The organism is Mesorhizobium sp. P2_E6, from assembly GCF_056403835.1.
Genome location: NZ_JBFUEQ010000001.1, coordinates 662,074 through 683,415 on the forward strand (window position 1 = coordinate 662,074; position 21,342 = coordinate 683,415).

Consider the following 21,342-nt stretch of genomic DNA (forward strand, 5'->3'; position numbering starts at 1 on the left):
GGAATTTTGAGACCATGACAGGCGACGAAAACATTGGCGCAATGGTGGAAGGCGAGGATACCTCGCTGCTCATCGTCGATGACGACAAGCCGTTCCTCACGCGACTGGCTCGCGCCATGGAAACCAGGGGCTTCGTGGTCGAGACGGCCGAGAGCGTCGAGGAGGCGGTCGGCAAGGCGCGCGCCAACCCGCCGGCCTATGCCGTGGTCGACATGCGGCTCGGCGACGGCAACGGTCTCGACGTGGTTGCCGCCATCCGTGAGAAACGCGACGATTCCCGCACCATCATTCTGACCGGCTACGGCAACATCGCCACCGCGGTGACCGCGGTGAAGCTCGGCGCCGTCGATTATCTCTCCAAGCCTGCCGACGCCGACGACATCTTCGCCGCGCTCACCCGCACGGCGGGGGAGCGGGCAGCGCCTCCGGAAAACCCGATGTCGGCCGATCGCGTCCGCTGGGAGCATATCCAGCGCGTCTATGAGATGTGCGAGCGCAACGTCTCCGAGACCGCGCGCCGGCTCAACATGCATCGCCGCACCTTGCAGCGGATCCTGGCCAAGCGCGCACCGCGTTAAGATTGCCGCAATACGCGGGGCAAATGGCTTCGGATCAATGACGGTTTCCAACTCGTGGCCGAGACCACCAATTGTCGAAGCAAGCCCCGCCCCTCGTTGCCCTTCCGGGCATTTCTCCCCGTATAGTGACGGGGAGAAAGGGGCCGGCCGCAAAGCCGGTGCCTTTCTTGCAACGCTGATAAATTGGCGAATCCATTGATGACAGCGTCCCTCTCCCCGTCACTATACGGGGAGAGGATGCCGGCAGGCAGGTGAGGGGCGGCGCCAGCGCTCCGAAGATGACGCCGGCCAATAGGCGGCACGACGGAGGCGACATGCAGGACTTGAAGCAGCGGCCGGTTTCCGTCTTCCGCGAATTTCTCGATAGCGAGGCGGCCGGCGGCATCGTCCTGATGGCGGCGGCCGCACTGGCCCTGATCGTTGCCAACTCGCCGCTCTCCGAAACCTATTTCTCCGCTCTCCACGCCTATCTCGGCCCGCTCAGCATCTCGCACTGGGTCAATGACGGGCTGATGGCGGTGTTCTTCCTGCTTGTCGGGCTGGAGATCAAGCGCGAGGTGCTGGACGGCCAGCTCTCGACCTGGCCACGCCGCGTCCTGCCCGGCATCGCCGCAGCCGGCGGCATGGTGGTTCCAGCACTCGTCTACGTCGTGATCAACCGCAACAACGCGGCGGCCCTGTCCGGCTGGGCGATCCCGACCGCCACCGACATCGCCTTCGCGCTCGGCGTCCTGTCGCTGCTTGGCAGCCGTGTGCCGGCCTCGCTGAAAGTCTTCCTCACCGCGCTTGCCATCATCGATGATCTCGGCGCCGTCATCATCATCGCCATCTTCTACACCAGCGGGCTGTCGCTCGCTTATCTTGGTGCCGCCTTCGCCGTCATCGCCGTGCTCGTCGTGCTCAACCGCATGCGGGTGATGACGCTGCTGCCCTATCTCGTGCTCGGCGCCGTTCTGTGGGTGCTGGTGCTGAAATCCGGCGTCCATGCCACGCTTGCGGGCGTGGCGCTGGCGTTGACCATTCCGCTCGAACGCTCCGCCGGGATTCGTCACGATCTCGACCATTCGCCGCTGCACCGGCTCGAGCACGGCCTGCACAGGATCGTGCCCTTTGTCGTCATCCCGATCTTCGGCTTTGCCAATGCCGGCGTTTCGCTCGCCGGCCTGAGTTTTGGCGCGCTGGTCGAGCCGCTGACGCTCGGCGTCGCCGCCGGTCTTGTCGTCGGCAAGCTGGTCGGCGTCTTCGGCTCCTCGGCACTTGCCATCCGCTTCGGTCTTGCAGACCTGCCGGCTCATGCCGGCTGGGTGCATTTGATCGGCATCTCGCTGCTGTGCGGCATCGGCTTCACCATGAGCCTGTTCATCGGCCTGCTTGCCTTCGCCAGCGACGCGGCGCTCCAGGACGCGGTCAAGGTTGGCATCCTCGCCGGCTCCTTCATCGCCGCCATCCTCGGCGCCGCCGTGTTGTTGATGGCGCCGGCTTCTAGTGGGGTGGACGAGAGCGAAGAGTAGGGCTGGCCCCGCAGTTGCCGGGTTCTGCGAACTACTCGCTCTCCCCCTCCAGCACCGGGACCGATACACCGGCAAGCTCGGCCGCCAGCAGCCGCGAGGCGCCGGCTCGCGCGATCCGCAGCATCAGCGCCTTGCGCGTTGCCGCCGCCATGCGGTGCTCCGGCGCATCGCGCAGGATTTCGGCGCCGTAGCCGTCGGAGAGGATGAAGCCGCACTCCTCGGGAAAGATCTCCGAGGGCACGCCGGGATGGGTGGCGAAGAAGAAGCGGTCGGAGTGCAGCCGGTAGTCCGGCCATTTGCGGTCGACCCGGAAATCCTCGATCGAGGACTTGATCTCGATGATCCAGATGTCGCCCTGCCGCGTCAACGCGACGAGGTCGGCACGGCGGCCGGTGGCCAGCGACAGTTCGGGCAGCACATGCGCGCCCATCTCCATCAAAAGCCGCTGCACGCCGCGCCGCACCAGCATGGCGCGTTCAGACTGGCGGCCGTCGATAAGCGGGTTTTGCAGAATCGGCGAAATGATTGGCATGGGCGGCACCATGCCAGATTTTGTTCACGGTTTGAACCTGTTTTATGGGGGCGATTATATATTTGACAGACCCGGTGCTTCGACCCGATGGCATGAGGTCCTAGGCTGACAATTAGCCATCGCTAATATATTGTTATCCTGAAATGCGAGGGGATGTCATGCGACAGCCACGAGGTTGGATCGCGCTGGCGTGGCTGGTCTTATCTGGCGACGCGGACGCCCATGATTGGTACACCGGCAAAAAAGACCCGGTTATGCAATCTGATTGCTGCGGCAACAAAGATTGCCACCCGATAGACCCTCGCGAGGTCAGGGAGACGAAAGACGGCTATTACGTCAGGTCGCCTCGCCCCGCATACATGAATGAGCCACAAGAGCCGGAGTGGTTTATCCCTAGAGAGCGTGCACAAGCCTCCCCCGATGACCGCTACCATCTCTGTGAGCATTTAATGACGTTCTATCGAACGATCATTCCCCATATGAAGTTCGAGGCCTACCAGAGATACAGATGGCGGTGTTTCTTCGTGCCCAAGGGCACGAGTTCAATCGAGAAAGGCCGATAGAAGGTCTTCAGGTGCTTCGTTGGTAGAGGCGCTACAATGAATGTCGGCCTAGCCAATTCGCCCGGCCCTATGGGAGTGGCCGGTACGGTCGGGGTGCTTGGTGTTGGGGTAGGCCGCACCGGCCACTGCGGGATCAGGCTTTTGGGATCGTCCCCCGCACTGCCCAAGCTATAGGCACATTAGCGATATCTCAACTAAGACTGAAGTCCCAGACACGCCCTGCCCAGCCGTAGGGCCGTCGCTGCCCACGATACGCGTGCATTGATCGGCCTTGGGGTGTACCCTTCAGGACTGCGCTGCCAGCCGCATACTGGCCTTTTCCCGAGGAGGCATTCCCATGACCGCGTACAAAGTCGGTTATCTCATTGGCAGCCTCGCCAAAGGCTCAATCAACCGGAAGCTGGCCAAGGCGCTCGTGAACTTGGCGCCGGCCGAACTCTCGATGGCCGAAATCCCGTTCAAGGACCTGCCGCTGTACAGCTACGACTACGACGCTGATTTCCCTCCGCCGGCAAAGGCATTCAAGGAAGCGCTCGCCGGGATCGAAGCCGTGTTGTTCGTCACGCCCGAATACAACCGCTCAATCCCAGGTGGGCTCAAGAACGCGATCGACTGGGCGAGCCGACCCTACGGCCATAACTCGTTCACCCGAAAGCCATCGGCGGTCATCGGCACCTCGCCGGGTTCGATCGGCACCGCGCTGGCGCAGCAAAGCCTTCGCGGCGTTCTTGGCTTCTGCAACTCCCCGCAGATGAACTCGATCGAGGCTTACATCCAGTTCAAACCCGGCCTGATCACCGATGAAGGCGAGGTCACCGACGCCGGGACCGAGGAGTTCCTGCGCGACTACATGCTGCAATTCCACGGCTTCATCACTCGGGTCTATACCGCCCTGGCCACATAGGTCACAGGACACCGCGCGGCTGGAGGCCCCAGGCTGGGAATACATAGATTGGAGAATGCCCTCCTTTCCATGCCGATACCGGTCCGGTAGCTTATCTGGATGGACGTTCTGGATTGGTTGGCCCGCTGGTATGAAGCACAACCGCTAAGCAAGGGGGCGTCCAATTAGCGAGACGCCGATCTTATGATCTAACCCGGATGCACCCAAAAGAAGTCAGGCATCGGTCCTTGAAAGCCTGAACTTGTGGAGCTTATCGTCGGTTCCATGGGGACGGGTGACGCGACATCGAACAGCAACGAAGGCGAACAGCTGTGGGCCTTCGACCTTGACGCTCTGCGCGAGGCCTTCGGAAAGTCTGTTCAGGAACATAAGATCACAGCGGACGATTGGGCGGAACACGCCAATCAGTTCCTCGAAAAACAAAGAGATCGTCCGCGCGAACCGACTTGATACGCCGGATGGCCGGAGCGATCTTGGGAATGCCCAGCCGCCCGTCTCCATCAAAAGCCGTTGCACGCCGCGCCGCACCAGCATGGCGCGCTCGGACGACTGACAGGCCGACTCTGTGGGCCAATTGAGAAGCAGGCTTCAATCATCCAGCCAGTATGCTCGAAAACAGCCGAATTGGGGCGCGATCCCACGCCGCCGTTTGGCGTCGAATTCCATCTCGGACAGTGCCTGGGGTGAGTTGTTCCCGGTGACATCTGGCACGATGGTGTATCCTTCCGCGACCAACTGCAGGCACATTTCCTGGTAGTGCCTTTTGAAGCCGTTCTTGATCTTGTTCCGCGGATACCGCCGCCCGTGCATGCATTCCTGGCTCAGGATGTCGGAATACCGCAGGGCGCTGGCCATTCTTACTTTTTCTTCGAAGATCGGCTTGTAAGGCTGTTTGTCCTTGGACCAGCATCGTCCTGCCGACGCGACCAGCGCCGCGGCCACCAGGCCTGCCAGGAACTTCCCCACTCAGGTCCCTTCCGACCAAGCAGATGTGCATTAGCCCCGGTTAATATTACGGCAAATCCTACTGGTTTCCAAATGATGCTCCCGTTGGACGCGTGGCGCCTATGCGGCCGTCGAAGCATCCTTGCCGCTGGGCAGCGCAGCCCCGGCCATATCGTCCAGGATCGGGCAGTCCGGCCGGTCGTCGCCATGGCAGGCGTGGATCAGCGTCTGCAGGGTCGAACGCATCGACTGCAATTCGCGCACCTTTTCCTCGATCGCCCTGACATGGGCGGCGGCGATCTCGCGCACGTCGTGGCTGGCACGGCTCCGATCCTTGTAGAGCGCCATCAACTGGCGGCAATCGTCGATGGAAAAGCCGAGGTTGCGCGCGCGGCGCAGAAAGGCCAGCCGGTGGATGTCGTCACCGGAATAGTCGCGGTAGCCGTTGGCGGCGCGTGCAGGGGCGATCAGGCCGATCTCTTCATAGTAGCGGATGGTTTTGGCCGGCAGGCCTGAATGGTGGGCGGCGTCACCGACATTCATGACGATTTTCCTTGATTTTTAAGGGGCTTACGGACGGGGCCATTGATTTTGCTTCACAATCCTGTGAGGCCTGTTGCCGAAATGCCATAGTAATGCGCCTACCAGCACGTAAGCCCCTGCATATAGGCATCGGGTGCTTGGCAAGCAAAGAAAATGCCAGCATGAATGATCGTGAAGCGGCCGACTCGTGCTGCTGACGTTGGGGCGGGGCACCGGATCATCTTATGCGCATGAAGTCGTTTGCAATCGTCGCCGCATTGGCGCTTTCCACTGCTATCGCCGGTTGCAGCAGCATCGGCATGCGGATTTTCTCCAATGACTACGGTGCGGTCACCGACGCCGGTTACCAGCTGCCGCGCATCCCGATCGAGAAGGTGCCGATGAGGTATCATCGGCAGGAGGTGGACTACGACACCAAGGAAAAGCCGGGCACCATCATCGTCGATACGCAGAACAAGTTCCTCTACTTCGTCGAGGGTGATGGCCTGGCGATGCGCTACGGCATCGGCGTGGGTCGCGAAGGCTTCGAATGGCACGGCACCGCCCACATCGCGCTGAAGCGCGAATGGCCGACCTGGACGCCGCCTTCTCAGATGATCCACCGCCAGCCGGAACTGGCCAAGTTTGCCGGCGGCATGGAGCCTGGCCTGAAGAACCCGCTCGGCGCCCGCGCCATGTATCTGTTCAACAAGGGCGGCGACATGGGCTATCGCCTGCATGGCAGCCCGGAGTGGAATTCGATCGGCAAGGCAATGTCGTCAGGCTGCATCCGCCTGATGAACCAGGACATTATCGACCTTTACGACCGCACCTCGGTGGGCGCCAAGGTCATTGTTCTTTAGGCCATGATCCCGAAAACCGGTACCGGTTTTCGGCAAAATTATGGTCAGATACAGACGCCATTCATGCGCGGACCGTCTAGGCAACAACGGACGTCCCAAACAGAAAACCGGGCAATTCGGTCCGGTTTTTTGTTTTTTGCGCCTGTTTTTTGCGTTTTATCGAATCTGTTTTGCCGGCAAAGCGTCCGGCGGACAATCAGGAAACCTGCTCGACCTGCTGCACTTCCGGCACGAAGTGGCGCAGAAGATTCTGGATGCCGTGCTTGAGCGTCGCCGTCGAAGACGGGCAGCCGGCGCAGGCGCCCTTCATGTGCAGGAACACTGTGCCGTTCTCAAAGCCGCGGAAGGTGATGTCGCCGCCGTCCTGGGCGACCGCCGGGCGCACCCGCGTGTCGAGCAGTTCCTTGATGGTGATGACGAGTTCCTCGTCGGCCTTGTCGTAGAACTCACCCGTCAGGCTGGTCTCGGCGGCGGGGCCGGCTTTGACCATGACCGGCGCGCCGGACATGAAATGCTCCATGATGGCGCCGAGAATCGCCGGCTTCAGATGCTGCCAGTCGGGGCCGTCCTTGGTCACGGTGATGAAATCGTAGCCGAAGAAAACACCGGTAACGCCGGGGATCTCGAACAGCCGGCCAGCCAGCGGCGACGCGGTGGCGGCGCTGTCGGCATCGCGGAAATCGGCGGTGCCTTCCAGAAGCACTTCCTTGCCGGGCAAGAATTTCAGCGTCGCCGGATTTGGCGTCGATTCGGTCTGGATGAACATGGCCGTCTCCGTGCCCATTTCGGGCAACCAGTTTGGAATAGTTCTAAATAGGCTCTATTGGCTGGACATTCAAGCGAAACGCATCGCCGGAACGGCTGGCTGGCGGAATGTTTTTGCGACCGGCGATGCGCTTTGAGGTGCGATTCAGGTCTGGCCGTATGCAGGCCGGCCTCACCTGAATACCAGCACATCTCAGGCGAGGCTGTCGATCTCCTCGTCCGACAGGTTTTGCGGCACCACGGTCACCGGGATCGGGAAGGCGGCACCCTTGCCGGCCACGGCGCCAACCAGCGGTCCGGGACCTTCCTTGCCGGCGCCGGCGGCCAGCACCAGGATGGCGATGTCCTGGTCTTCCTCGATCAGCTTGTGGATCTCTTCGGTCGGCTTGCCTTCGCGCACCACCATCTCCGGCTCCATGCCGAGCTTCTGGCGCACCTTGTTGGCATAACCGTCAAGCGCGGCGCGCGCCCTGGCGTTGGCCTCCTCGCGCATGATCTTCTCGACACCCAGCCAGTGCTGGAAATCGTCCGGCTCGATCACATAGAGCAGCACCAGCATGCCGTTGGTACTTTGCGCCCGCTTCGAGGCGTAGGCGACTGCGCGCTCGCATTCCGGCGTGTCGTCGATGATCGCCAGGAACTTGCGGCGATGGCCGGCTTCGCGGCTGAGGCGTTTGGAGACCATGTCTACGTACTCGGTGTCATTGCGGCCGCAATCTGCCACTGCCGCAGACCGGCGGCAAGCCGCCGGCCTTATGCCAGTGTGGTGCAGTGCACCCGATGTTGGGATCAGCCCTGCAGCAGCCCGATGATGTCGCGCACGGTTTTCATCGTTGCCTCTGCGAGCACGCCGGCGCGCTCGCCGCCATCCCTCAGCACCGCGTCGACATAGGCGCGGTCATCGGAAATGCGGCGCATCTCGCTGGCGATCGGCGCCAGCTTCTCCACCGCAAGGTCGGCCAGCGCGGGCTTGAACACCGAAAACTGCTGGCCGGCGAACTCTTTCAGCACGTCTGCCTTCGACATATCGGCAAGACCAGCATAGATGCCGACCAGGTTTTCCGCCTCGGGCCGGCTGGCCAGACCGTCCAGCTCGCTCGGCAACGCTTCCGGGTCGGTCTTGGCCTTCCGGATCTTCTTCGAGATCGCATCGGCATCGTCGGTCAGGTTGATGCGCGACAGGTCCGACGGATCCGACTTCGACATCTTCTTCGAGCCGTCGCGCAGTGACATGATGCGCGCCGCCGGCCCGCCGATCACCGGCTCGGTCAGCGGGAAATAGCCGTTGACGGTCTCCTCGCCGACCTGCATCTCGACGCCGACGCCAAGGGCTGCGATGCGGTCGGAAAAGTCGTTGTTGAATTTCTGCGCGATGTCGCGGGTCAGCTCCAGGTGCTGTTTCTGGTCCTCGCCCACCGGAACGTGGGTGGCGCGATAGAGCAGAATGTCGGCAGCCATCAGGCTCGGATAGGCAAGCAGGCCCAGCGAAGCGTTCTCGCGGTCCTTGCCGGCCTTGTCCTTGAACTGCGTCATGCGGTTCATCCAGCCGATGCGCGCCACGCAATTGAAGATCCAGGCGAGTTCTGCATGCTGCATGACCCGCGACTGGTTGAAGACGATGTGCTTCTTCGGGTCGATGCCCGAGGCCAGGAACGCCGCGGTGATCGACCGCGTCTGGTCGGCGAGGTCGTCATAGACGAGCTGTGCCGTCAGCGAATGCAGGTCGACGACGCAATAGATGCAGTCGGAGGTTTCCTGCAGGGCGACGAATTTCTTGATGGCGCCGAGATAGTTGCCGAGATGCAGATTGCCGGTCGGCTGGACGCCGGAAAAGACGAGTGGCTTGAAGGCGGTCATGGTTGTTCCCTTGGCTTGTGGAGGGCCGTTTCGCGCGCGGCGAAAGTCTTGCGACGGCGCGCTTATGGACGAACACGACGATCCGATCAAGACCGGTTTTGCCGTCGAGTTATCCGGCCCTACTCGTCCGGGGCGGTCTTTGGGGCCGGTGGCGTCGCTTTCCCCGATCCCCGCTTGACGTTGCGCCGGATCATGCCGAAATCGGCGCCGCCGGTGGCGAAGGCGGTGATGAAGTAGAGCAGCGCCCCGCCGGCGACGAGCGCCAGAAGCGTCGTCGCCTTGACGACCAGCGGCGCACCCCGGCCGAGCCTGACGGCGAACCAGTGTTCGGCAAAATAAAGTGCCGCCCCCATCACGATCGCCGACAGCACCAGCCGCGGAATGCGTTTCATCAACGGAACGTCGCGGCCCCAATGGCCACGCCTGATCAAGACGCCGAGCAGCATCAGCGCGTTGACCCAGCCGGCGACCGCCGAGGCGACGGCGATGCCGGGCGCGCCCATTTCCGGAAACAGCGTCAGCGCCGTGGTGACGTTCACCGCCACCGAGATGGCGGCGAACATCATCGGCGTGCGGGTGTCCTCGCGGGCGAAATAGCCTGGGGTGAACGCCTTGATCAGCACGAAGGCCGGCAGGCCGAGGCCGAAGATCGCCAGGATCGCCGCCACCGTCGGCGTCGAGTTGTTGGCGGCGAACGCGCCGCGCTCATAGACCAGCCGCACGATCGGCTCCGACATCACCCACAGTGCCGCGGCTGCCGGCAAGGTGAGGAACAGCGTGAACTCGACCGAGCGGTTCTGCAGATTGGCGGCTTCGATCAGGTTGCCCGACTTCAGCGCCCGCGACAGTTCGGGCAACAGCACGATCGCCACCGCGACGCCGACCACGCCGAGCGGCAACTGGTAGATGCGGTCGGCATAGGCGAGCGAGGACACCGCACTGTTCTGCGCCGAGGCGATCGCCGTGCCGATAAGCTGGTTGATCTGGGTGATGCCGCCGGTGATCGCCGCCGGCAGCGCCAGGATCAGCAGCCGCTTGACCGCGGGCGTCATTTTCGGACGGCGGAAGCCGATCGAGATGCCGGCATGGCGCACCGCCACCCAGACGATCGCCAGTTGCACCAGTCCGGCGGCCAGCACGCCCCAGGACAGCCCGTAGCCGACGGTGAGCGCGTCGGAGCCCTTGTACCAGGCATAGGCGAGCACGCCGATCAGGATGATGTTGAGGAACACCGGCGCCACCGCCGCCGCGAAATAGCGGCGCAGCGAATTCAGCATGCCCGCCATCATGGCGCCCAGCGACATGCAGATCAGGTAGGGGAACATGATCGTCGCCAGCGTCACCGTGGTGTCGAATTTTCCCGGCGTGCCGGCAAAGCCTGGCGCCACCAGGTAGCGCACGATCAGCGGCATCGACAATTCCATGACGATGGTCAGCGCCAGCAGCGCCGTGAACAAGACGCCGAACACCTCCTCCGAGAAGCGCTTTGCGCCCTCGGTGCCGTGCGTCTCGATCTCCTTGGCGAACAGCGGCACGAAGGCGGCGTTGAAGGCGCCCTCGGCGAACAGCCGGCGAAAGGTGTTGGGAAACTGGAAGGCGGCGTTGAAGGCGTCGGCGACCGGTCCAGTGCCCAGCGCTGCCGCCATCAGCATCTCGCGCCCGAAGCCGAGCGCGCGGCTCATCAGCGTGCCGGAAGCGACCGTTGCGAATTTCTTGACGAGGCTCATGCTTTTGGGAACTGCCTGCGGAATTGGGACAAAGTGATGGTCGCTGTCACTCGGCGGCGGCCTTGGCCTTGCCGCCACGCTCGGGCGCGACGCCTTCAAGCGCTGCCATCAGCCGGTTGCGGATGGTGGCGATGCGGGTCGGGTTGTCGATCTTCTGGCCGGTGAGGTCGGTGACGTAGAAGGTGTCGATGACCTTCTCGCCGAAGGTGGTGATGTGGGCCGATGCGATGTCGAGCGACAGGTCGGATAGCGTTCCGGTGATCTCCGACAGCAGGCCCGGCCGATCCAGCCCCTCGACCTCGATGACCGAAAAACGGTTCGACAGTGCGTTGCGAATTTCGGCGCGCGGCGGGATCTTGAACACCTTGGCGCCGCGCCGCGGCTTGGTCCGCTTCTCGATCATCTCCGGCAGCCAGCTCTTGCCCGACAGCACGTCCTCGATCAGCCGGCCGACGCGCTCGGCACGCCGGCGCTCGTCCTCGTCGCGGTCGAATTCCCTTGAGATCAGGATGGTGTCCAGGGCGCGGCCGTCCGACGTGGTGAAGATCTGCGCGTCGACGATGTTGCCGCCGGCTCCGGCGCAGGCCCCGGCGATGACCGAGAGCAGGCGGGGATGGTCCTGCGCCAGCACGGTGATTTCGGTCACCGCCTCGAACTGGTGGGTCTTGACCATGGTGGCGAGCTTGTTGCCCGAAGCGTCCGCTTCGCGGATGAACTCGGCATGGCGCAGCTGATCGGCGAGATCGACGGTCAAAAGGTAATTCTCGTAGTGCAGGGCGACATAGCGCTTGCGGGCCTTGTCCGACCAGTTGGCGAGCGCCTCGGCCAGACGCTCGCGCGCCGCCGCCGTCCGCTGCGCGCGCGACACTTCCGAAAAGCCGCCGGTCAAAAGCAGTTCGGTTTCGTAATAGAGCGTGCGCAGCAGCTGGCCCTTCCAGCCGTTCCATACACCGGGTCCGACGCCCCTGATGTCGCAGACGGTGAGGATCAAAAGCAGCTTCAGCCGCTCAACCGATTGCACGATCGCGGCGAAATCCTCGATGGTCTTGCGGTCGTTGAGGTCTCGGGTCTGCGCCGTCATCGACATTACGAGGTGGTTCTCGACCAGCCAGGCCACCGTTTCGGTATCGGCTGGTGACAGCCCCATATGCGGGCAGATGCGCCGGGCGATCCTGGCCCCGGCCTCGGAATGATCCTCCGGCCTGCCTTTGGCGATGTCGTGCAGCAGCACGGCGACATAGAGCGCCTCGCGGCTCTTCTTCAGGCCCGGCATCAGCGTGTGGGAGAGGGGATGGACCTTCTCGCCGTCGCCGCGCTCGATCTCGGCCAGCACGCCGATGCAGCGGATCAGATGCTCGTCCACCGTATAGTGGTGGTACATCGAGAACTGCATCATGGCGACGATCTTGCCGAAATCCGGGATCAGCTTGCCGAGCAGCCCGGCCTCGTTCATGCGCCGCAGATTGAGTTCGGCATTGCGGTCCGAGGTCAGGATGTCGAGGAACAGCCGGTTGGCCTCCTCGTCGCGCCGCAGCGACTTGTTGACCAGGCCGAGCGAGCGGGTCAGCAGCTTCAGCGCATCGGGGTGGAACTCCAGACCGTGCTTGTCGGCGAACCAGAACAACCGCAAGAGATTGACCGGATCGCGCTCGAACACCTGGTCGTCGGCGATGTTGATGCGGTGGTTGTCGACGATGAAGTCGGAGGTGCCGGCGAGCTTGCGCTTGCGCCGCGAGAAGGTGAGGAAGATGCGGTTGAAGCCCGGCACGTGCTTGGCCTGCTCTTCCTCGAGCGCGGCGCAGAAGATGCGGGTCAGGTCGCCGACATCCTTGGCGACGAGGAAGTAGTGCTTCATGAAGCGCTCGACCGCCGACAGGCCGGGATGGCTGGTGTAGCCGAGCCGCTCGGCGATCTCGCGCTGGATGTCGAAATGCAGCCGCTCCTCGGCCTTGCCGGTGAGGAAATGCATGTGGCAGCGCACCGCCCACAGGAAATCCTCGGCCTTCTGGAACTCGCGATATTCGCCCTCGGTGAAGACGCCCTTGTCGACCAGTTCCTCGCCGGTGCGCACGCGGTAGAAATACTTGCCGATCCAGAACAGCGTCTGCAGGTCGCGCAGGCCGCCCTTGCCGTCCTTGACGTTGGGCTCGACGAGATAGCGGCTTTCGCCGGCCTTGGCATGCCGGTCGTCGCGTTCGGCAAGCTTGGCCTGGACATATTCGGGGCCGGTCGTGCGCACCACCTCATGGTCGAAGCGCAGCATCAGCTCGTCATAGAGCTTGAGCTCGCCCCACAGGAAACGCGCCTCGAGGATCGAGGTCCGGATGGTGACGTCGGTGCGCGACAGGCGCAGGCATTCGTCGATGTTGCGGGTGGCGTGGCCAACCTTCAGCCCGAGATCCCACAGCATGTAGAGCATGTACTCTACGGTCTGCTCGCCCCATGGCGTCTGCTTGTAGGGCAACAGGAACAGAAGGTCGATGTCGGAGCCAGGCGCCAGCGTGCCACGGCCATAGCCGCCGACGGCGACGACGGCCATGCGCTCCGCCGAAGACGGATTCTTGACCCGGTAGACATGCGTGACGGCGAAATCGTAAAGCGCCCGGATGATCTCGTCCATGAGGTGCGATAGCCGCGCCGCACAGGCACGGCCGCCGCCGTCGTCCCTCAGCATGCGTTCGGCAATGGCGCGTCCGTCCGCCAACCGCACCTTGAGAAGCTGAAGCACGCCGCTGCGTGCGGCCTGTCCGGAGCCGTCTCCGGCCGTGGTAGCGGTCAGCGCCGTCATCTCGCGGCGCAAGGCTTCGCCGTCGATCAGTTCGTCGAGCTTCAGGGAGATTTTCGCCATAGGTACCGGTTGGCCTCGCCTTTTCGGCGGCGTCTATAGCGCCTTTTCGCGGTTGTGGGTATGGGCAGGACGGACACGTTCGCCGTGGCGATAGAACGCTATGAGCCTATTTCTCTGCTTCAGGAGGCAGAGGTCGACGATCCTGCTCAGCAATTTCCTGGCCTCAGCCCCGATTCTCATTGGCAGCGTCTTGGTCGTGCGCGACCCGGATTGGACACCGGCAAGCCACTGGTCCCGCCGTTCCTCAAGAAGCAGGCTCGGCAGTGCGGCGGTCCGCAAGAAGCGTTCCTGCGCGCACAGGGCCGGAATCAGCTGATAGATCGCCTTGCCGGGTGAGGGGGCGAATCTTGGATTGAAGATGATCTGGTCGACGGGACTGTTGAGTTCCGCGGTGCCGTCGATGAGATCGCGCGCCGCCTGCCTCGAGAGTATGTAGCCGGCCGCGCCGACGTGAGATCCGTGCAGTCTGGACGTGGAAAAGCCGTGCCCGGCCGGAGAGCGCCGCCATGCGAGCCGGGTCTTCTTGAAGAATGTCTCCAGCTTGACGATCTCGGCATCAGCCGGGATCCAACTGGCGTCGGCAAGCATCGCGCCGGCATCTTCCGAAAAGACGACATCGTCTTCAAAAACGACGCCGTAGGCATCGTCGCCATCGGCGATCTTTGCCCAGCAGGCCTTGTGGCTGAGGAAACAGGCGATCTCGGCGTTGGTCAAATGCAACTGCGTCAGCGGATTGAGCCGCATCGGTGTTTGCGGGAGGTCGGATCGGTCCTGGGCGTCGACCGCCGCGACGCGTTCAAAGTCAATGCCGATGCGGGCAAACTCCGACGTCATATGCGCGAGCCGGTCCTGGGACCGGTCGAGGTTTATGACCAGGCACTTCATTGGAAATGGAATCGGTGCATTTGGATGCGTTTGGATTGTCAATCGGCGGCTCCATAGCACAAGAAGCCGCCGCGCATCCGACTTTCTTTGATGGTGGCCCGGCGCCGGCGACGACACACGGAAAAAGAAAATTATGCCCTTGACCTTCCAGTTACTGGAAGCACTACCTCCGCATCGAGACGAGGCATCGAGGCATTTTGAATGACGCATTCAGACCATCATCATCACGCGCATGACGGGTGCTGCACAGCGAAAGCTGCGGCCGGGGAGGCGGCCGTGGTGCGGGATCCTGTCTGCGGCATGACCGTCGACCCTGCGACAGCCAAGCACTTTGTCCGTCATCAAGGTCAGGATTTCTACTTCTGCTCTGCCGGCTGCAAGGCGAAATTCGAGGCGGAACCGCAGAAATATCTTGGCGATAGGGCCGCGCCGCAGCCGATGCCCAAGGGCACGCAATACACCTGCCCGATGCATCCCGAAATCATCCGCGACAAGCCCGGCTCCTGCCCGATATGCGGCATGGCGCTGGAGCCGATGGGCGTGCCCACCGGTGATGAAGGCCCAAATCCCGAGCTGGTCGATTTCACCAGGCGATTCTGGGTCAGTGCCGCGCTGTCGCTGCCGTTGCTGATCGTCGCCATGGCGCCGATGCTCGGCCTGACGTTCGAGGCCGTTGTCGACGACCGCACGATGGTCTGGCTGGAACTGGCATTGGCCAGCCCTGTCGTGTTGTGGGCGGCGCAGCCTTTCTTCCATCGCGGCTGGGATTCGCTCGTCAATCGCAGCCCAAACATGTGGACGCTGATCTCGCTCGGCGTCGGCGCGGCCTATCTCTACAGCGTCGTCGCGACGCTGCTTCCGGATATCTTTCCGCATCAGTTCCGCAGCCATGGCGGTGCGGTGCCGGTCTATTTCGAGGCCGCCGCCGTCATCGTCGCGCTGGTCTTCCTCGGCCAGGTGCTGGAGTTGCGCGCCCGTGAAAAGACCGGGTCGGCGATCCGCGCTTTGCTTGATCTCGCGCCGAAGACCGCGCGGCTGATCGGTTCCGACGGCTCCGAAGGCGACGTGCCGCTCGACGCGGTCAAGGTGGGCGACCGCCTGCGCATCCGTCCCGGTGACGCCGTGCCGGTCGACGGCACCGTGTTGGAGGGCCGTTCCTCCCTCGACGAATCGATGATCACAGGCGAACCGTTGCCGGTCGAAAAGGCCGAAGGCGATACCCTGACCGCCGGCACGCTCAACAAAAACGGCTCGCTGATCCTGCGTGCCGAGCGGATCGGCGCCGAGACCACGCTGGCGCGCATCGTCGAACTCGTCGCCAAGGCGCAGCGCTCGCGCGCCCCGATCCAGGGGCTTGCCGATCGCGTTTCCTTCTACTTTGTCCCGGCTGTGGTGCTGGTCGCGATCGCCGCCTTCGTGGCCTGGGCTGTCCTTGGCCCCGAACCCAGCCTGATCTTCGCCATCGTCTCGGCGGTGTCGGTGCTGATCATCGCTTGCCCCTGCGCGCTCGGCCTCGCCACGCCGATGTCGATCATGACCGCTACCGGGCGCGGCGCCCATGCCGGCGTGCTGATCAAGGAAGCCGCCGCGCTCGAACGCTTCGCTTCCGTCGACACGTTGATCGTCGACAAGACGGGCACGCTGACCGAAGGCCGGCCGAAACTGACCGATGTCGTTGCCGCAAACGGCTTTTCCGAAGACGAATTGCTGGCCCTTGCCGCCGGCCTCGAAAAGGGCTCGGAGCATCCGCTGGCTGAAGCCATCGTCGAAGGCGCCGGCACGCGCGGCCTGGAGATCGCCGATGCCAGCGGCTTCGAGGCCGTCACCGGCAAGGGCGTTTCCGGCACCGTGTCGGGAAAGAAGGTCGCGCTCGGCAATGCGGCGATGATGACCGATCTCGGCATCGACACCGCGTCGGTCTCCGCCAGGGCCGAAACGCTGCAGACCGAAGGCAGGACCGTGATGTTCGTTGCCGTCGGCGACAAACTGGCCGGCATCGTCGCTGTCGCCGACCCCGTCAAGGCGACCACCGCCGAAGCGATCCGGGCCCTGCATGACAGCGGCCTGAGGATCGTCATGGCGACCGGCGACAATGAGCGCACGGCAAAAGCGATCGCCAGGAGCCTCGGCATCGATGAGGTTCGCGCCGGACTGCTGCCGGAACAGAAGGCAGCCCTGGTCGAAGAGCTGCGTGCCAGGAGCAAAGGCGTCGCCATGGCCGGCGACGGCGTCAACGACGCCCCCGCCCTTGCCGCCGCCGATGTCGGCATCGCCATGGGCACCGGCGCCGATGTCGCCGTCGAAAGCGCCGGCATTACTTTGGTCAAGGGCGACCTCAACGGCATCGTGCGGGCGCGTACGCTCGCCCAGGCGACGATCCGCAACATCCGCCAGAACCTGTTCTTCGCCTTCCTCTACAACGTGCTCGGCGTACCCGTCGCCGCCGGTGTGCTCTATCCGCTCACCGGCACGCTTTTGTCGCCGATGCTGGCGGCGGCGGCGATGAGCCTGTCCTCGGTGTCGGTGATATCCAACGCATTGCGGCTGAGAGCGTTGAAACTCTGAGCAAAGCCCCCAAATACGAAACCCACTCAACAGGAGACCATGAATGACCTTGGCCAAAAAACTCGTCCTTTTGCTGATGGCTGCCGGAATGCTGCTTGCCGTCTTCCTCGAAAGCGTTCCGGCGCAGAGCGAAGAGATGAAACACGACATGGGTGCCATGTCGGCGGATGCGACCAGCCCATCGAGCGAAGGCTACAAAGCGGCGATGGACAAGATGCATGCCGATATGATGGCGTTGCAAAATACCGGCAATGCCGATGTCGATTTCGTCCGTGGCATGATCCCGCACCATCAGGGTGCCATCGACATGGCCAAGGTCGAGCTTGCCAACGGCAAGGACCCGGAGATCCGCAAGCTGGCCGAGGGGGTCATCGCCGCGCAGGAAGCCGAGATCAAGCAGATGCAGGGCTGGCTCGCAGCCCATCCGGTGAAGTAAGCCTTTTCGCGAAGCATCTCTCTGGATTTCCCGCCGAGCCTGTGATGCGATCCGGCCCTCAACTGGAGCCTGCCATGCCATCGACGATCAGAACAACCACGCTGCTTTCCGGCGAAGCCGTTCAGGTGCTTGGTCAGGGCACGTGGAAAATGGGCGAGGATTTCAGCCGCCGCGCCGATGAGGTCAACGCTCTCAAGCTCGGCCTCGACCTTGGCATGACGCTGATCGACACCGCCGAAATGTATGCCAGCGGCGGTGCCGAGGAGGTGGTCGCAGAGGCCACCGCCGGGCGCCGCGACGAGACCTTCCTGGTTTCGAAAGTGCTGCCGTCAAACGCTTCGCGCGCCGGCGTGCAGCGCGCCTGCGAGAACAGCCTGAAGCGCCTGCGCACCGACCGCATCGATCTCTATCTGCTGCATTGGCCTGGCAGCGTGCCGCTGGCTGAAACCGTAGTGGCCTTCGAGGCGCTGAAAGAGGCCGGCAAGATCCGCCACTGGGGCGTCAGCAATTTCGACACCGACGAGATGGAAGAACTGGTCGGCTTGCCCGACGGCGGCAACGTCCAGACCAACCAGGTGCTCTACAATCTGGTTCGGCGTGGCCTCGAATTCGATCTGGCGCCCTGGAGCCGCCAGCGCGGCATCCCCTTGATGGCCTACTCACCGGTCGAGCAGGGCGCGCTGGCACGCAATACCAGGCTTGGCGCCGTCGCGGCCCGCCACAATGCCACCCCGGCGCAGATTGCCTTGGCCTGGGTCATGCACCAGGAGGGTGTCATCGCCATTCCGAAAGCCAGCAGCCAGCAGCATGTCCGCCAGAATTTTGCAGCGCTCGACATCGAACTGACGCCACAGGACATCGCCGAACTCGACCGCGCCTTTCCGCCGCCGACCCGCAAGCGCGGTCTGGAGATGATTTGACTACTTTCCCGCCAGCCCCTTCAGCCGATACAGCGCTTCCAGCGCCTCGCGAGGCGTCATCTCGTCGGGGTTGATGTCGCCGAGTGCGGCGCCCAGAGCATCGTTCTTGACCGGCTTCGGCGCTTCGCGCTTCACCGCCACCGAAAATAGCGGCAGGTCGTCCACCAGACGGTTGGTCTTGCCCGAAACCTCGCCCTCTTCCAGCTGGTGCAGCACTTCCTTGGCCCGGTCGACCACCGCTTCCGGCAATCCGGCCAGCCGTGCCACCTGCACGCCATAGGAGCGGTCGGCGGCACCCTTGCCGACCTCGTGCAGGAAGACGACGTCGTTTTCCCATTCCTTGACCCGCATGGTGACGTTGTGCAGCCGCGCCAGCTTGCCGGCCAGCGAGGTCATTTCGTGGAAATGGGTGGCGAAGATCGCCCGGCAGCGGTTCTTCTCGTGCAGGTATTCCACCGCTGCCCAGGCGATCGACAGGCCGTCGAAAGTGGCCGTGCCGCGGCCGATCTCGTCGAGGATCACCAGCGCGCGCTCGCCGGCCTGGTTGAGGATCGCCGCCGTTTCGACCATCTCGACCATGAAGGTCGAGCGACCGCGTGCCAGATCGTCCGAGGCGCCAACACGTGAGAACAGCCGGTCGACGACGCCGATATGGGCCGATGCCGCCGGCACGAACGAGCCGGTTTGCGCCAGGATGGCGATCAGCGCGTTCTGCCGCAGGAACGTCGACTTGCCGCCCATATTGGGGCCGGTCAAAAGCCAGATCGCGCCATTCTTGGCGCTGCCCTCCGGCGACAGGTCGCAATCATTGGCGACGAACGGACCTTCGCCCGAACGCCGCAGCGCCTGCTCGACCACCGGATGCCGGCCGCCCGAAATTTCGAAGGCAAGGCTCGAATCCACCACCGGCCGGCACCAGGCTTCGCTCTCGGACAACAGCGCGAGCGCCGCCGACACGTCGAGCACGGCCAGCGCATCGGCACCGGCGCGGATCTTTTCGGCCTCGCCGACCGCTTCCGCCGTCAGCGCCTCGAAGGCTGCAAGCTCGATGCCGAGCGCCCGGTCGGCGGCATTGGCGATCTTGGTCTCCAGTTCGGCGAGTTCGGTCGTCGTAAAGCGCATGGCGTTGGCCATGGTCTGGCGATGGATGAAGCGCGCCTTGGCGCCGTCGCTGCCGGTCATCACCGCATGATGGTTGGCGGTCACCTCGATGTAATAGCCAAGCACATTGTTGTGCCGGATCTTCAGCGAGCGGATGCCGGTCTCGTCGATCAGCGAGCGCTCCAGCCCGGCGATGACTTTTCGCGATTCGTCGCGCAACGCCCGCATCTCGTCGAGCTCGGCATGGTAGCCGCCGCGAACGAAGCCGCCGTCACGCTTGAGCAGCGGCAGTTCGTCGCCAAGCGCCTGCGTCAGGTGCTGGGAAAGCGCCCTGGGCAGCGCCTGGATGGCGCCCAGCGCCGCCGTGAGCTCCTGAGGCAGGGCGGTCTCGCCGAAGATCCCGGCGATCGCACCGGCCGCTTCGAAACCGGCTCGCAGCGCGCCGAGGTCGCGCGGGCCGCCACGGTTCAGCGCCAGCCGGGACAGAGCGCGCGGCATGTCGGCGACGCTCTTCAGGCTTGCCCGCACCGCCTGGCAGAGCCGCGTTTCGGAACGGAAGAAGGACACCGAGTCCAGCCTGGCGCCGATCGCCGCCGGATCGGTCAACGGCGCCATCAGCCGGTCGGCCAGCAGCCTTGCGCCGCCGCCGGTCACCGTGCGGTCGATCGCCTTGAACAACGAACCTTCGCGGCTGCCGGACAGCGTGCGCAGCAGTTCCAGATTGCCGCGCGTCGCCGGATCGATGAACAGGGTCGAGCCCTGCTCCTCGCGCTCCGGCCGCGACAGCGGCGGACGCTCGGCCTTCTGCGTCTTCTCGACATAGGCGATGGCGCCCGAGATCGCCGACAATTCGGCGCGCGAAAACGCCCCAAAACTGTCCGGCGTCGCCACGTCGAAGAATCGGGCGATGCGCCCCGTGGCCGAGGCCGAATCGAACAGCGAGGGCGGCTGCGGATTGGCGACGCGGCCGAGCACGTCGAAGACCGGTTTCAGTTCGGCATCGTAGAACACCGGCTCGGCAACGATCAGCTCGCGCGGATCGACGCGGAAGATGTCGGCGAGCAGCCGGTCGGCGGTGGTCTCGGCGACACGGAAAGCCCCGGTCGAAATGTCGATCCAGGCCAGGGCAAAGGAGTGGTCCGCCCCACCTTTCACCCTCCCCAGCGCCATCAGGAAACTCGATTCCGACGGCGCCAGCAATTTGTCCTCGGTGATGGTGCCTGGCGTCACCAGCCGCACCACGTCGCGGCGTACCACCGATTTGCCGCCGCGTTTCTTGGCTTCGGCCGGATCCTCGATCTGCTCGCAGACGGCGACGCGAAAACCCTGACCGATCAGCTTCTGCAGATAGTCGTCGGCGGCATGCACCGGCACGCCGCACATCGGGATGTCGTGGCCCTGGTGCTTGCCGCGCTTGGTCAGGACGATGCCCAGCGCCCGGCTCGCCTTCTCGGCGTCGTCGAAGAACAGCTCGTAGAAATCGCCCATGCGGTAGAACAGCAGCGAATCCGGGTTCGCCGCCTTGATCTCGATGAACTGCTCCATCATCGGCGTGACGGCGGCAGCGGCTGTCGGCAGGGGCGCCATCGCCTCGGGGGCGTCCGGCTCGTTCGGGCTATGCATGTTCATGCGCGGCACGCTAGCAGATGTGGTCGCGCGGTTTAATGCCGGCGCCTCGAAAAACAGGGGACGACTGACACGGCCAGATGCCCGCAATCGCCAGCACCAGCGCGATTCCCGAACACTGGCGGTTTACACGCGGCGGTGCGTGGTCTTAATTCGGAACCTCACAAAGCACCCGCCCTAACGAGGTGCTGCAC

Annotated in this window: 18 protein-coding genes; 7 read left to right on the top strand and 11 right to left on the bottom strand. The window is 63.7% G+C overall.

Annotation, left to right across the window (positions count from 1 at the left end; translation table 11 throughout):
- Positions 1 to 14: 14 nt before the first annotated feature.
- Both AC1D08_RS03120 and nhaA read left to right on the top strand, forming a co-directional pair.
- Positions 15 to 578: an ActR/PrrA/RegA family redox response regulator transcription factor gene (locus tag AC1D08_RS03120; protein ID WP_095082767.1), complete on the top strand. Its 564-nt coding sequence runs from the start codon at positions 15 to 17 to the stop codon at positions 576 to 578.
- A gap of 314 nt (positions 579 to 892) precedes the next feature.
- The gene (gene nhaA / locus AC1D08_RS03125) at positions 893 to 2,089 is read left to right on the top strand and encodes a Na+/H+ antiporter NhaA (protein WP_457150040.1); all 1,197 of its coding nucleotides are present in this window, start codon (positions 893 to 895) and stop codon (positions 2,087 to 2,089) included.
- 31 nt (positions 2,090 to 2,120) lie between these two features.
- On the opposite strand, the gene AC1D08_RS03130 is transcribed toward nhaA, so the two are convergent.
- The gene (locus AC1D08_RS03130) at positions 2,121 to 2,621 is read right to left on the bottom strand and encodes an MmcB family DNA repair protein (protein ID WP_457150041.1); all 501 of its coding nucleotides are present in this window, start codon (positions 2,619 to 2,621) and stop codon (positions 2,121 to 2,123) included.
- A 900-nt stretch (positions 2,622 to 3,521) separates the two neighbouring features.
- Between AC1D08_RS03130 and AC1D08_RS03135 the strand changes: the two genes are divergently transcribed.
- Positions 3,522 to 4,088, top strand: a complete 567-nt coding sequence (locus AC1D08_RS03135) for an NADPH-dependent FMN reductase (protein ID WP_095082764.1) — start codon at positions 3,522 to 3,524, stop codon at positions 4,086 to 4,088.
- A gap of 213 nt (positions 4,089 to 4,301) precedes the next feature.
- On the opposite strand, the gene AC1D08_RS03140 is transcribed toward AC1D08_RS03135, so the two are convergent.
- The 3 genes from AC1D08_RS03140 to cueR all read right to left on the bottom strand — a co-directional run bounded on the left by AC1D08_RS03140 (position 4,302) and on the right by cueR (position 5,576).
- Positions 4,302 to 4,622, bottom strand: coding sequence for a hypothetical protein (locus AC1D08_RS03140; protein ID WP_457150042.1), 321 nt, complete (start codon positions 4,620 to 4,622; stop codon positions 4,302 to 4,304).
- Positions 4,623 to 4,676: 54 nt separating this feature from the next.
- On the bottom strand, positions 4,677 to 5,054 hold the full coding sequence (locus AC1D08_RS03145) for a hypothetical protein (RefSeq protein ID WP_457150043.1): 378 nt from the start codon (positions 5,052 to 5,054) through the stop codon (positions 4,677 to 4,679).
- Positions 5,055 to 5,153: 99 nt separating this feature from the next.
- Positions 5,154 to 5,576, bottom strand: coding sequence for a Cu(I)-responsive transcriptional regulator (cueR, locus tag AC1D08_RS03150; protein WP_457150044.1), 423 nt, complete (start codon positions 5,574 to 5,576; stop codon positions 5,154 to 5,156).
- A 224-nt stretch (positions 5,577 to 5,800) separates the two neighbouring features.
- Between cueR and AC1D08_RS03155 the strand changes: the two genes are divergently transcribed.
- Complete coding sequence (locus AC1D08_RS03155) at positions 5,801 to 6,418, top strand: L,D-transpeptidase (RefSeq protein ID WP_095082750.1); 618 nt, start codon at positions 5,801 to 5,803, stop codon at positions 6,416 to 6,418.
- A gap of 196 nt (positions 6,419 to 6,614) precedes the next feature.
- On the opposite strand, the gene AC1D08_RS03160 is transcribed toward AC1D08_RS03155, so the two are convergent.
- The 6 genes from AC1D08_RS03160 to AC1D08_RS03185 form a co-directional block, all read right to left on the bottom strand.
- Entirely contained in the window at positions 6,615 to 7,184 is a 570-nt protein-coding gene (locus AC1D08_RS03160) for a NifU family protein (protein WP_095084295.1), read from the bottom strand.
- 192 nt (positions 7,185 to 7,376) lie between these two features.
- Positions 7,377 to 7,868 carry a universal stress protein gene (locus tag AC1D08_RS03165; protein WP_457150045.1) on the bottom strand — a complete coding sequence of 164 codons (492 nt, stop codon included), beginning with the start codon at positions 7,866 to 7,868 and terminating at the stop codon, positions 7,377 to 7,379.
- Between the two features lie 104 nt (positions 7,869 to 7,972).
- Positions 7,973 to 9,040, bottom strand: a complete 1,068-nt coding sequence (gene trpS / locus AC1D08_RS03170) for a tryptophan--tRNA ligase (protein ID WP_477422530.1) — start codon at positions 9,038 to 9,040, stop codon at positions 7,973 to 7,975.
- Between the two features lie 119 nt (positions 9,041 to 9,159).
- Positions 9,160 to 10,767 carry a murein biosynthesis integral membrane protein MurJ gene (murJ, locus tag AC1D08_RS03175; RefSeq protein ID WP_457150047.1) on the bottom strand — a complete coding sequence of 536 codons (1,608 nt, stop codon included), beginning with the start codon at positions 10,765 to 10,767 and terminating at the stop codon, positions 9,160 to 9,162.
- Between the two features lie 46 nt (positions 10,768 to 10,813).
- The gene (locus AC1D08_RS03180; protein ID WP_457150048.1) at positions 10,814 to 13,615 is read right to left on the bottom strand and encodes a [protein-PII] uridylyltransferase; all 2,802 of its coding nucleotides are present in this window, start codon (positions 13,613 to 13,615) and stop codon (positions 10,814 to 10,816) included.
- Between the two features lie 33 nt (positions 13,616 to 13,648).
- Positions 13,649 to 14,500: a glycosyltransferase family 25 protein gene (locus AC1D08_RS03185; protein WP_477422532.1), complete on the bottom strand. Its 852-nt coding sequence runs from the start codon at positions 14,498 to 14,500 to the stop codon at positions 13,649 to 13,651.
- Positions 14,501 to 14,701: 201 nt separating this feature from the next.
- Between AC1D08_RS03185 and AC1D08_RS03190 the strand changes: the two genes are divergently transcribed.
- From AC1D08_RS03190 to AC1D08_RS03200, 3 genes are all read left to right on the top strand, one after another.
- On the top strand, positions 14,702 to 17,065 hold the full coding sequence (locus AC1D08_RS03190) for a heavy metal translocating P-type ATPase (protein ID WP_457150050.1): 2,364 nt from the start codon (positions 14,702 to 14,704) through the stop codon (positions 17,063 to 17,065).
- 43 nt (positions 17,066 to 17,108) lie between these two features.
- Entirely contained in the window at positions 17,109 to 17,501 is a 393-nt protein-coding gene (gene copM, locus AC1D08_RS03195) for a CopM family metallochaperone (protein ID WP_457150051.1), read from the top strand.
- A 74-nt stretch (positions 17,502 to 17,575) separates the two neighbouring features.
- Positions 17,576 to 18,421, top strand: a complete 846-nt coding sequence (locus AC1D08_RS03200) for an aldo/keto reductase (RefSeq protein WP_457150052.1) — start codon at positions 17,576 to 17,578, stop codon at positions 18,419 to 18,421.
- Here the strand turns inward: AC1D08_RS03200 and mutS are convergent, their stop codons facing one another.
- A complete protein-coding gene (mutS, locus tag AC1D08_RS03205; RefSeq protein ID WP_457150053.1) occupies positions 18,422 to 21,151 on the bottom strand; it encodes a DNA mismatch repair protein MutS in 2,730 nt (909 codons plus the stop codon).
- Between the last annotated feature and the right edge of the window lie 191 nt (positions 21,152 to 21,342).